11 protein-coding genes are annotated in these 10,673 nt (G+C 69.9%); 2 read left to right on the top strand and 9 right to left on the bottom strand.

Annotated elements, in window-relative coordinates; genetic code table 11:
- Nucleotides 1–91: 91 nt before the first annotated feature.
- The 6 genes from ACIHCQ_RS38915 to ACIHCQ_RS38890 all read right to left on the bottom strand — a co-directional run bounded on the left by ACIHCQ_RS38915 (nucleotide 92) and on the right by ACIHCQ_RS38890 (nucleotide 7,434).
- A complete protein-coding gene (locus ACIHCQ_RS38915) occupies nucleotides 92–1,096 on the bottom strand; it encodes a sugar phosphate isomerase/epimerase family protein (RefSeq protein WP_399673356.1) in 1,005 nt (334 codons plus the stop codon).
- Between the two features lie 12 nt (nucleotides 1,097–1,108).
- A complete protein-coding gene (locus tag ACIHCQ_RS38910) occupies nucleotides 1,109–2,383 on the bottom strand; it encodes a Gfo/Idh/MocA family protein (protein WP_399673354.1) in 1,275 nt (424 codons plus the stop codon).
- 43 nt (nucleotides 2,384–2,426) lie between these two features.
- The gene (locus ACIHCQ_RS38905; protein ID WP_399673352.1) at nucleotides 2,427–3,476 is read right to left on the bottom strand and encodes a substrate-binding domain-containing protein; all 1,050 of its coding nucleotides are present in this window, start codon (nucleotides 3,474–3,476) and stop codon (nucleotides 2,427–2,429) included.
- A gap of 65 nt (nucleotides 3,477–3,541) precedes the next feature.
- The gene (locus ACIHCQ_RS38900; RefSeq protein WP_399673350.1) at nucleotides 3,542–4,576 is read right to left on the bottom strand and encodes an ABC transporter permease; all 1,035 of its coding nucleotides are present in this window, start codon (nucleotides 4,574–4,576) and stop codon (nucleotides 3,542–3,544) included.
- The gene (locus ACIHCQ_RS38895; RefSeq protein ID WP_399673348.1) at nucleotides 4,573–6,096 is read right to left on the bottom strand and encodes a sugar ABC transporter ATP-binding protein; all 1,524 of its coding nucleotides are present in this window, start codon (nucleotides 6,094–6,096) and stop codon (nucleotides 4,573–4,575) included. Before ACIHCQ_RS38895 ends, ACIHCQ_RS38900 begins: the two co-directional genes overlap by 4 nt.
- A 156-nt stretch (nucleotides 6,097–6,252) precedes the next feature.
- Nucleotides 6,253–7,434, bottom strand: a complete 1,182-nt coding sequence (locus tag ACIHCQ_RS38890; RefSeq protein ID WP_399673346.1) for an ROK family protein — start codon at nucleotides 7,432–7,434, stop codon at nucleotides 6,253–6,255.
- A gap of 245 nt (nucleotides 7,435–7,679) precedes the next feature.
- Here ACIHCQ_RS38890 and ACIHCQ_RS38885 point away from each other — a divergent pair, with 245 nt between their 5' ends.
- Both ACIHCQ_RS38885 and ACIHCQ_RS38880 read left to right on the top strand, forming a co-directional pair.
- On the top strand, nucleotides 7,680–7,805 hold the full coding sequence (locus ACIHCQ_RS38885; RefSeq protein ID WP_399673344.1) for a hypothetical protein: 126 nt from the start codon (nucleotides 7,680–7,682) through the stop codon (nucleotides 7,803–7,805).
- 216 nt (nucleotides 7,806–8,021) lie between these two features.
- Entirely contained in the window at nucleotides 8,022–8,228 is a 207-nt protein-coding gene (locus ACIHCQ_RS38880) for a hypothetical protein (RefSeq protein ID WP_399673342.1), read from the top strand.
- Here ACIHCQ_RS38880 and ACIHCQ_RS38875 read toward each other — a convergent pair.
- The 3 genes from ACIHCQ_RS38875 to ACIHCQ_RS38865 form a co-directional block, all read right to left on the bottom strand.
- Nucleotides 8,225–8,902, bottom strand: coding sequence for a GntR family transcriptional regulator (locus ACIHCQ_RS38875; RefSeq protein WP_399673340.1), 678 nt, complete (start codon nucleotides 8,900–8,902; stop codon nucleotides 8,225–8,227). The genes ACIHCQ_RS38880 and ACIHCQ_RS38875 overlap by 4 nt on opposite strands.
- A 106-nt stretch (nucleotides 8,903–9,008) precedes the next feature.
- Nucleotides 9,009–9,548 carry an NUDIX domain-containing protein gene (locus tag ACIHCQ_RS38870; RefSeq protein WP_399673338.1) on the bottom strand — a complete coding sequence of 180 codons (540 nt, stop codon included), beginning with the start codon at nucleotides 9,546–9,548 and terminating at the stop codon, nucleotides 9,009–9,011.
- A 19-nt stretch (nucleotides 9,549–9,567) separates the two neighbouring features.
- On the bottom strand, nucleotides 9,568–10,515 hold the full coding sequence (locus tag ACIHCQ_RS38865) for a beta-ketoacyl-ACP synthase III (protein ID WP_399673337.1): 948 nt from the start codon (nucleotides 10,513–10,515) through the stop codon (nucleotides 9,568–9,570).
- Nucleotides 10,516–10,673 lie beyond the last annotated feature (158 nt).

Below are 10,673 nucleotides of genomic sequence, written 5' to 3'. Positions count from 1 at the left end.
AGGGGGAGTGCCCCCACCGCCTTGCGACTGCACGCACCAGACACCGCAGGGCCCGCCCTACGGGCGGACGGCGCTACTTCTCAAACACGCCCTAGTCGCCGCCCCCGAAGGCCGCGTCGAAGGAAGCCGTGGGCGGGTCGAAATCAAACCGCTTCAGACCGGCGAGCGCTTCTGGCGCGCCCGCCAGGCGGTCCATGCCCGCGTCCTCCCACTCCACCGAGACGGGACCGTCGTAACCGATCGAGCGCAGCATCCGGAAGACGTCCTCCCACGGCACATCGCCGTGCCCGGCCGAGACGAAGTCCCAGCCGCGCCGCGGGTCGCCCCACGGCAGATGGGAGCCGAGCCGGCCGTTGCGGCCGTCGAGGCGCTTACGCGCCTCCTTGCAGTCCACGTGGTAGATCCGGTCCCGGAAGTCGTACAGGAAACCCACCGGGTCCAGGTCCTGCCACACGAAGTGGCTCGGGTCGAAGTTGAGCCCGAAGGCCTCGCGCCGCCCGACCGCGTCCAGGGCGCGGTGCGTGGTCCAGTAGTCGTACGCGATCTCGCTGGGATGCACCTCGTGGGCGAAGCGCACCCCCTCCGCGTCGAATACGTCGAGGATCGGATTCCAGCGCTCCGCGAAGTCCTCGTAGCCCCGCTCGATCATCCGCTCGGGCACCGGCGGGAACATCGCCACCAGATGCCAGATGGACGAGCCGGTGAAGCCGATGACGGTACGCACCCCGAAGGCCGCCGCCGCTCGCGCGGTGTCCTTGATCTCGGCTGCGGCCCGCTGCCGTACGCCCTCGGGCTCGCCGTCGCCCCAGATCCTGGCGGGCAGGATCGCCTGGTGACGTTCGTCGATGATCGAGTCGCAGACCGCCTGGCCGACCAGGTGGTTGGAGATGGCCCAGCACTTGAGGCCGTACTTCTCCAGCAGCGCGTGGCGGCCGTCGAGATACGAGGGGTCGGCGAGCGCCTTGTCGACCTCGAAGTGGTCGCCCCAGCAGGCCAGTTCGAGGCCGTCGTAGCCGAAGTCGCGGGCGAGGCGGCAGACCTCCTCCAGCGGCAGATCGGCCCACTGGCCGGTGAAGAGCGTGAACGGACGTGGCATGTCGGTCTCCTCCTAAACCTGCGCCTGTACGGGTGCCTGTGCCTGTGCCTGCGTCTGTGCCTGTGCCTGCGTCTGTGCCTGTACGGGGGTGTAGACCGCGTTCTTCGCGGCGCTCTCCTCCACCGCCGCCAGCACCCGCTGCACCTGCAGCCCGTCGGCGAACGACGGCGTGGGGTCGGTGCCCGCCGCGATCGCCTCGACCAGGTCGCGGGCCTGGTGGGCGAAGGTGTGCTCGTAACCGAGGGCGTGCCCCGGCGGCCACCAGGCCTCCAGATACGGGTGTTCCGGCTCGGTGACGAGGATCCGCCGGAAGCCGGAGGAGGCGGCCGGTTCGGTGTGGTCGTGGAAGAACAGCTCGTTCAGCCGCTCCAGGTCGAACGCGATCGACCCCAGCTCACCGTTGATTTCGAGCCGCAGCGAGTTCTTGCGGCCCGAGGCCATCCGGGACACCTCGAAGGAGGCGAGCGCACCGGAGGCGAGCCGCCCGGTGAACACCGCCGCGTCATCGACCGTGACCGCACCTCGTTCCGTGCTGCCGGATGCGGACAGCCCGGCCGAGGCCCCTGCGAGCAGCGGCCTCTCCCGTACGAACGTCTCCGACAGCGCCGAGACCCCGACCAGCGGCTCCCCCGCCAGATACTGCGCGAGGTCCACGATGTGCGCGCCCAGATCGCCGAGCGCCCCCGAGCCCGCGTGTTGGCGCAGCAGCCGCCACGTGAGCGGAAACTCCGGGTCGACCAGCCAGTCCTGGAGATAGGCGCAGCGCACATGGCGCAGCGTCCCGAGCCTGCCCTCGGCGATCAGCCGGCGGGCGTACGCCATCGCGGGCACCCGCCGGTAGTTGAAGCCGACCATCGCCAACTGGCCGCGCTCCCTGGCCCGCTCGGCCGCCGCCACCATCATCTCGGCCTCGGCCACGGTGTTGGCGAGCGGCTTCTCGCACAGCACATGCTTGCCCGCCTCCAGCGCCGCGACGGCGATCTCCGCATGGCTGTCCCCCGGTGTGCAGATGTCGACCAGCTGCACATCGTCCCGGGTCACGAGGTCGCGCCAGTCGGTCTCCGCCGCCGCCCAGCCGTGTTTCGCCGCCGCGGCCCGCACGGCCGCGGCGTCACGGCCGCCGATCGCGGCGAGTACCGGCCGCATCGGCAGGTCGAAGACGCGTCCCGCGGTGCGCCACCCCTGGGAGTGGGCGGCGCCCATGAACGCGTAACCGACCATGCCGACGCCGAGCGTCGGCAGCACACCGGCTTGACCGGACAACGACTGACTGTCCCTGAGTTCCATGCGGATTCCTCCTCGGTTGCTCGGTGGGGGCGGGCATGCCGGTTCAGCTGAAACCCGTGGGCAGGTACTCGTCCACGTTCTCCTTGGTCACCACGGCCGAGTAGAGGGTGATCGAGGCGGGGATCTCCAGTTCGGACATCCCGCTGACGCCCTTGGCCTGGCCGAGCGCGCGGGCGAGGTCGATGGCGGAGGCGGCCATCGTCGGCGGGTAGAGGACGGTGGCCTTCAGCACGCTGTTGTCGGCCTTGATGGCGTCCATCGCGGACTTGGCCCCGGCGCCGCCGACCATCAGGAAGTCCTTGCGGCCCGCCTGCGCGATGGCGCGCAACGCGCCTACTCCCTGGTCGTCGTCGTGGTTCCACACGGCGTCGAACTGACTCTGTGCCTGGAGGAGCTGAGCCATTTTCGCCTGGCCGGACTCGACGGTGAAGTCGGCCGCCTGGCGGGCCACCTTCCTGATGTTGGGGTAGTTCTTCAGGGCGTCGTCGAAGCCCTGGGTGCGCTGCTTGGTGAGCTCCAGGTTGTCGAGTCCGGCCAGTTCGATGACCTTGGCCCCCGCCTTGCCCTTGAGCTGCTCACCGATGTAGCGCCCGGCGTTGAGGCCCATGCCGTAGTTGTCGCCGCCGATCCAGCAGCGGTACGCCTGCGGGGAGGCGAAGATCCGGTCGAGGTTGATGACGGGGATCCCGGCCTTCATGGCCTGGAGGCCGACCTGGGTCAGCGCCTTGCCGTCGGCCGGCAGGATCACCAACACATCAACTTTCTTGTTGATCAGCGTCTGGACCTGGCCGATCTGGGCGGCGGTGTCGTTGGAGCCCTCGGTGATCTCCAGGGTCACCTCCGAGTACTTCTTGGCCCGCGACTTGGCGTTCTCGTTGATGGCGTTGAGCCACCCGTGGTCGGCCTGGGGTCCGGCGAAGCCGATGGTGACGGCCTTGCCGGGCTTGTCGTCGGCGGCGACCGGGGCGTTGTTGGTGGCGGACTCTGTCTTCTTGGGCTCGTTGCTGGTGCAGGCGGTGAGGAGGGCGCCCGCGGAGACGGCGGCGGTGCCGAACAGCAGACCTCTGCGGCTGGTGGCTGGGATTTCTGGCATGACGGATCAACCCTTCGGCTGGGCGGTGCGACAGAAACAGGGAGTAAGGCGGGGACAGGGCCGGGTCAGTGGTCGGAGCCGCGCAGTGTGCGGTGCTGGACCAGGACCGCGGCGACGATGATCGCGCCCTTGGCGATCTGCTGAACGGCGCTCTCCAGGTTGTTGAGGGCGAAGATGTTCGTGATCGTGGTGAAGACGAGTACGCCGAGCACCGAGCCGACGATGGTGCCCCGGCCTCCGCTCAGCAGCGTGCCGCCGATGATCGCCGCGGCGATGGCGTCGAGTTCGTAGAGATTGCCGTTGGTGTTCTGTCCGGACCCCGCCAGCACGATCAGCATGAAGGCGGCGATTCCGCAGCACAGCCCGGAGAGCAGATAGAGGTAGAGCCGCTGCCTGCGTACGTCGATCCCGGCGAGGCGGGCGGCTTCCGCGTTACCGCCGACCGCGACGGTACGCCGCCCGAAGGTCGTACGGTTCAGCAGCAGCCAGCCGACGACCGTGACCGCCGCGAAGACCAGCACCAGCGGCGGGATGCCGAGGATGTAGGCGTCCCTGACGCCCAGGTCGAGTACGGAGTTCACGGTGACCATCTGCGTCTTGCCGTCCGTGATCTGGAGGGCGAGTCCGCGGGCGGAGGCGAGCATGGCCAGCGTCGCGATGAACGGCACCATCCCGCCGTACGCGATCAGCATCCCGTTCACCAGGCCGCAGCCCAGACCGACGATCACGGCGGTGAAGAGGATGCCCGCGAAGCCGTACTCCTGCGTCGCGAGCGTCGTCGCCCACACCGACGACAGTGCCACGATCGCGCCGACCGACAGGTCGATGCCACCGCTGGTGATCACAAAGGTCATGCCGACGGTGACGACACCGATGACCGAGGCCTGGGTCAGCACCAGCTGGAGATTGCTCGTGGCGAGGAACGCATCGGGCTTGGTGATGCCGCCCACCGCGATCAGAACGGCGAGCACACCGAGCAGCGAAAGGTTGCGGACATCCAGGCGCAGACCGAGCGGTCGACGCCACCCTCCGCTGTCCGGCGTGGACTTGGGGTCGATTATCGGCGCGTCCTGCTGCGCCGGAGAGGCTGGCTGCGTCATGGAGTCGGGCTCCCTTCCATCACAAGATCGAGTACGCGGTGCTCGTCCAGCTCCCGGGCGTCGGCCGTGTGCACGACGCTGCCCTCGCGGAGCACCAGCACCCGGTCGGCGAGGCCCAGGACTTCGGGGACTTCGCTGGATACGAGGAGTACGGCCAGGCCTTCGTCCGCCAGCCGGCGGATCACGGCGTAGAGCTCGGCGCGCGCCCCGACATCGACGCCGCGCGTCGGCTCGTCCAGCAGCAGCACACGGCAGCCGCGCAGCAGCCAGCGGGCGAGCACGGCCTTCTGCTGATTGCCGCCGGAGAGGGTACGGATGCGGGCGTCCGGGTTGTCGGGGCGCAGGGAGAGTTCCCTGGTCGCCCGCTGTGCGGCGGCGCGCTCCTCCTTGCGGTCGAGCCAGCCGCCGCGGGCGAAGCGGGAGAGCGTGGAGAGGGAGACATTACGGGTGACGGACTCCAGCATCAGCAGGGCCTGTGCCTTGCGCTCCTCCGGGGCCAGCCCGATTCCGGCGCCGACGGCAGCGCGGACGCTACCGAGCCGCAGGGGCTTTCCGTCGACCAGGACACGGCCCGCGCTGGGCTTGCGGGCGCCGTAGATCGTCTCCAGGATCTCGGAGCGTCCGGAGCCGACGAGTCCGGCGAGCCCGACGATCTCCCCGGGCCGCAGCTCCAGGTCGACGGGGGCGAACTCGCCTTTCCTGGTGAGTCCTTCGACCCGCAGGACCGGCTCCTGAGAAGCCTTCGCAGCCTCCGGCCGTCGCTCGGGGAAGACGTACTCGACGTTACGGCCGGTCATCAGGGCGACGATGTCGCGGGTGGGGGTGGACTGCGCGGGCAGGCCGACGGCGACCGCCCGGCCGTCCTTGAGGACGGTCACCCGGTCGCCGATGCGCCGGATTTCCTCCAGGCGGTGCGAGATATAGACGACGGCGACCCCGTCGGCGGTCAGGCCGGCGACGATACGGAAGAGGTTGTCGACCTCGTCGGGGTCGAGGGCCGCGGAGGGCTCGTCCATCACGATGAGGCGTACCTCGTGGGAGAGGGCGCGGGCCATGGAGACGATCTGCTGCTGGGCGGCGGAGAGGTCGCCGACGCGGCGCGCCGGGTCGATCTCACCGTGGCCGAGCCGCTTGAGCAGCTTGGCCGCAAGCGATCTGGCCTCCTTGCCGCGTACGACAAATCCGGCCGAGGTCGGCTCGTGGCCGAGGAAGACGTTCTCGGCGACCGAGAGTTCTTCGACGAGGTCGAGCTCCTGGTAGATGGTGGCGATGCCGAGCCGCATGGCGGCGATGGGGGACTTGAGGGAGACGGCTGCTCCCTGCCAGGTGATCTGTCCGCCATCGGGCTGATGGGCCCCGGCGAGCACCTTGATGAGGGTGGACTTTCCGGCGCCGTTCTGGCCGAGGAGGCAGTGGACCTCGCCGGCCTGGACCTCCAGGTCCACGCCGTCGAGGGCGCGGACGCCGGGGAACGACTTGGTGATGGAGTCCATGGTGAGTAGGGGTGGTTCGGGTGCCATGGCAAATCCCCTCGGCGGGTGCGGCCGGTGAGCGGAGCAGGGCGTGCTGTGCGGGTGGGTGCCTGTGTCTCGTGTTGTTTCTTCTGCTTCTTGCACTGCTTCTTGCACTGCTTGTTTTGCTTCTTGGTGAGGCGGTGAGGCGATCGACCGGCCCGGTCAGGCCGGCGAGAACAGGTGGTCGCTGATGAGCCTGGCCGCGCCGATCACTCCGGCGGTCGGCCCCAACTCGCCCAGCACGATGGGCAGATTGCCGGTGGCCAGCGGCAGTGACTGCCGGTAGACCTGGGTCCGTACGCTCGCCAGCAGCGTGTGACCCAGACCCGTCACACCGCCGCCGATCACCACGAGCCCCGGGTTGAAGAAGCTGACGAGTCCGGCGATGACCTGGCCGACCCGGTTGCCGCCCTCGCGGATGAGGTCGAGCGAGGTGGCGTCGCCCGCCGCCGCCGCGGCGGCAACGTCGACGGCCGTGAGCCTCCCGGCCGCCTCCAGCCGGGCCGCGAGCTCGGCGGACCGGCCGGCACGGGCCGCGTCCTCGGCGTCGCGGGCGAGCGCCGCGCCGCTGAAGTGGGCCTCCAGGCAGCCCCTGTTACCGCAGGCGCAGGCGCGGCCGTCCGGTTCGACCTGGATATGGCCGATGTCGCCGGCGCTGCCCGTCGTACCGCGGTAAACCTCGCCGCCGACGACAATGCCGCAGCCGATGCCCGTACCGATCTTGACGCAGAGGAAGTCGCCCACCGAGCGTGCGACACCGGCGTGCTGCTCCCCCATCGCCATCAGGTTCACGTCGTTGTCGACCATGACCGGGCAGCCGAGGTCCTGGCTGAGCGCCTCGCGCACCGGGAAGCCGTCCCAGCCGGGCATGATCGGGGGCGCGACCGGCACACCCTCCGGGAAGCGGACCGGCCCCGGGACGCCGATGCCCGCGCCGTCGAATTCCTCGGCGAGTCCGGAGGCCCTGAGCTTGGCCGCCATCGACAGCACCTGCTCGAAGACGGCGACGGGGCCTTCGCGTACGTCCATGGGGTGGTTGACGTGACCGAGCACTTCCAGCTCGGCGTTGGTGACGGCCACATCGATCGAGGTGGCGCCGATGTCGACGCCGAGGAAGCGCAGGGCGGGCGCGAGCCGGATGTTGTGGGAGCGGCGTCCGCCGCGTGAGGCGGCCAGTCCGTCCGCGACCACGAGCCCCGTGTCGAGCAGCCGGTCGACCTCCACGGCGAGCTTGGAACGGGACAGATCGACCTGATCGCCCAGCTGTGCGCGGGAGTTGGGCCCACCGTCGCGCAGCAGCCGGAGCAGTCGCGCCTGGTGCGCGTTCGCGGGTCGAGCGGTCATGCGTCTCACGTGCCCCTCCCCGCCTTCCATGCCTTTTCGGCCAGTCTCGGGTGTCTCTGTCGGCCTTTGGAGGGGAACGTAGCAGCGCTTTCTCCAACTGGGAAGAACTTGAGCAGAGATCCGACATAACTTTCTCCACACTCGGGACAAAGATCTGATCGCCCATGGAGACTGACTCCTGAGAGAGATCCACCGAGGTCTGTTCCCGGGCTACGAGCACATGCCCGAGACTGTCGGGCAGCTCCGTGGCTGGCGGCGCCGTGGTCCGCGCGCCGTGGGCGGAGGTGCGGATCGCGAACATCGACCCGTACGACATCGCGGCGGTCGCCGCCCGCGCCCTGCTCTCCAACGAACATGAGGGGCAGGCCTAGGGCGTGTTTTAGAAGTCCCGCCTGCCCCGCGACGCCTGGCACGCGCACTCGCGGTGTTGTCGGAGTCGCCCAAGTACGTCCAGTACGAGGACGATCCTCCGCCTTGCGATTGCACGCACCAGACGCCGCAGGGCCCGCCCTACGGGCGGACGGCGCTACTTCTAAAACACGCCCTAGGCCCTGTCCGAACCCGAGTCGCTGCTGCCGGGCGACCGGGTGCGGATTCTGGGCGAGATGCTCGGCCGGGAGCTGCGCTTCGAGGGGCAGTCGGACGACGAGGCGCGGGCGGAGCTGAGCGCGCTCATGCCTCAGCGCTACGTCGACGCCTTCTTCAGCTTCTACTCGGACGGCACGCTCGACGAATCGCGGTGGTGGAGACCTCCTGGGGCCGGGTCCTGGGGTCCGGGCCCGCCGACCTTCTAGCTCTGTTCCCTCTGGTGGTAGGTCTTGCGGGTGTGCTCCGTGTGCGCCCGCATGACCTCCGTCGCGCGCTGCTCGTCACGGCGCGAGATCGCCGCGATCAGCTCCCGGTGCTCGATCCAGGACTGCCTGCCGCGCTGCCGCGCCACGGGCGTGTAGTACCAGCGGACCCGGCGGTCCACCTGTCCCGCCAGCTCTGCCAGTACGAGGTTCCCGGCCAGCTCCATCACCTTGGCGTGGAAGCGGGCGTTGGTGGCCACCGCCAGGTCCACATCGTCGTCCGCCACCGCCTGCTCGCCCTGCGCGCACAGCGCTTCGAGCGCGGCGATGCCCGCCGAGCCGGAGTTCGCGGCGGCCAGCCGGGCGGCCTCCGCCTCCAGGAGCGTACGGACGGAGAGCAGCTGGTCCGCCTCCGACTCGGTCGGCTCGTGGACGAACGCGCCCTGCGCCGGGCGCAGATCGACCCAGCCCTCGGTGTTGAGCCGCTGCAGCGCCTCGCGCACGGGCTGGCGGGACACCCCGAGGTGGCCCGCGAGTTCGCTCTCGACCAGGTGCTGGCCGGGACGCAGGGCGCGGGTCGTGATCAGTTCGAGCAGCGCCTCGTAGACACGCTCGCGCAGCGGCCCGGGTCGCTCCAGCTTGGGCACAGTTCCCTGCGGCAGTCCTGCGGACAACATCGCGGTCCCCCTCTGGGCCGGCACGGCTGAGCGGCGATTGGCTATCGTCTACAGTCTACCGAGTCCAATCCCCGCCATGCCGAGTCGCACCCGGCAGAGATCCTTGTCACCCCGCGCCGGACACATCGGGGGCATCGGACGCGCCGGACGCGCCGGACGCGCCGGACGCGCCGGACGCGAGAAGCTCCGCCAGCCGGTCGAGAAACACCCGCTGCCCCTTCACGAGCTTCTCCCCCGCCTCCTCGACGCCGATCCACTCGGCCCGGTCGATCTCGGGGAACTCCCGCATACGCCCCGAGCCCCTCGGCCACTCCATCGTGAAGGTCCCCGGTACGACGAGGGCGGTGTCGAGTTCCCCCTCCACCGCCCACACCGTGACGGTCTTGCCGCCGGACTGCCGGACTTCGCCGAGCGCCAGCCAGGGCCCGTCGGGCGGCGCGAGGCCGAGTTCCTCCTCGAACTCCCGCCGGGCGGCAGCCATCGGCTCCTCCTCCGGAGCGTATTCGCCCTTCGGTACGGACCAGGCTCCCGCGTCCCGGGCCTGCCAGAACGGCCCTCCCATATGCCCGAGGAGCACCTCGACAGGCCTGCCCTGCCCCAGAATCCGGAACAGCAGCAGGCCCGCGCTTCGCCTGTTCGTCGCCATGCGCCTCAGTCTGCCCCGGTCAGGGGCAGCGGACGACCTGCCCCGCGTACGAGAGATTGCCGCCGAAGCCGAAGAGCAGCACCGGATCGCCCGTCTCGATCTCGCCGCGCTCGACCAGCTTGGAGAGCGCCATCGGGATCGAGGCGGCCGAGGTGTTGCCGGACCGGATCACATCGCGGGCGATCACCGCGTTCACCGCGCCGATCTTCGCCGCGACGGGCTCGATGATCCGCAGATTGGCCTGGTGCAGGACAACCGCCTTGATCTCGTCGAGCGCGACGCCCGCGCGCTCGCAGACCTTGCGCGCGATGGGCGGAAGCTGGGTGGTGGCCCAGCGGTAGACGGACTGGCCCTCCTGCGCGAACCGGGGCGGGGAGCCTTCGATACGTACGGCATGGCCCATCTCCGGGAGCGAGCCCCACAGCACCGGGCCGATCCCCGGCTCCTCACCGGCGCCGGTCGCCTCGATCACCACGGCGCCCGCGCCGTCGCCGACGAGCACACAGGTGGTGCGGTCGGCCCAGTCGACTATGTCCGCCATTTTGTCGGCGCCGATCACCAGGGCGCGCGTCGCCGCTCCCGCCCGTACGGTGTGGTCCGCCATGGCGAGCGCGTGCGTGAAGCCCGCGCAGACGACATTGACATCTATGACCGCGGGCGAGGCCATGCCGAGCCGGGCCGCGACGCGGGCCGCGGTGTTCGGCGAGCGGTCGATCGCGGTGGAGGTGGCCACCATGACGAGGTCGATGTCGGCGGGCGTCAGACCGGCGGCGGCCAGCGCCTTCGCCGCGGCGTGCGCGGCGAGCTCGTCCACCGGTTCGTCCGGGCCGGCCACATGCCGGGTCTCGATGCCGACGCGGCTGCGGATCCACTCGTCGCTGGTGTCGACCATGGCCGTCAGGTCGTCATTGGTGAGCACCTTGGCGGGCTGGTAATGCCCGAGTGCGACGACACGTGTGCCGGTCATGGAGACGGTCATGTAGGGGATCCCCTCGCGAAGAAAGTCAGGAACTATTCAGTCTTGGCTGCTACCGCCGGATACAGCGGCGCGTGTTCCGACAGCTTCGCGGCCCGGACTTTGGAGCTTCCCCAAGGGTACGTGGAGTATTGACCGCCAGAACCGCA

The organism is Streptomyces sp. NPDC052236, from assembly GCF_044548015.1.
Lineage (GTDB): Bacteria > Actinomycetota > Actinomycetes > Streptomycetales > Streptomycetaceae > Streptomyces.
The sequence above is the reverse complement of the archived record's forward strand: the minus strand, read 5'-3'. Positions and strand labels throughout refer to the sequence as shown.

Excerpts from the sequence above, each read along its gene's own strand:
- ACIHCQ_RS38915 (WP_399673356.1), bottom strand. The coding sequence starts at position 1,096 with ATGCCACGTCCGTTCACGCTCTTCACCGGCCAGTGGGCCGATCTGCCG.
- ACIHCQ_RS38910 (WP_399673354.1), bottom strand. The coding sequence starts at position 2,383 with ATGGAACTCAGGGACAGTCAGTCGTTGTCCGGTCAAGCCGGTGTGCTG.
- ACIHCQ_RS38905 (WP_399673352.1), bottom strand. The coding sequence starts at position 3,476 with ATGCCAGAAATCCCAGCCACCAGCCGCAGAGGTCTGCTGTTCGGCACC.
- ACIHCQ_RS38900 (WP_399673350.1), bottom strand. The coding sequence starts at position 4,576 with ATGACGCAGCCAGCCTCTCCGGCGCAGCAGGACGCGCCGATAATCGAC.
- ACIHCQ_RS38895 (WP_399673348.1), bottom strand. The coding sequence starts at position 6,096 with ATGGCACCCGAACCACCCCTACTCACCATGGACTCCATCACCAAGTCG.
- ACIHCQ_RS38890 (WP_399673346.1), bottom strand. The coding sequence starts at position 7,434 with ATGACCGCTCGACCCGCGAACGCGCACCAGGCGCGACTGCTCCGGCTG.
- ACIHCQ_RS38875 (WP_399673340.1), bottom strand. The coding sequence starts at position 8,902 with ATGTTGTCCGCAGGACTGCCGCAGGGAACTGTGCCCAAGCTGGAGCGA.
- ACIHCQ_RS38870 (WP_399673338.1), bottom strand. The coding sequence starts at position 9,548 with ATGGCGACGAACAGGCGAAGCGCGGGCCTGCTGCTGTTCCGGATTCTG.
- ACIHCQ_RS38865 (WP_399673337.1), bottom strand. The coding sequence starts at position 10,515 with ATGACCGGCACACGTGTCGTCGCACTCGGGCATTACCAGCCCGCCAAG.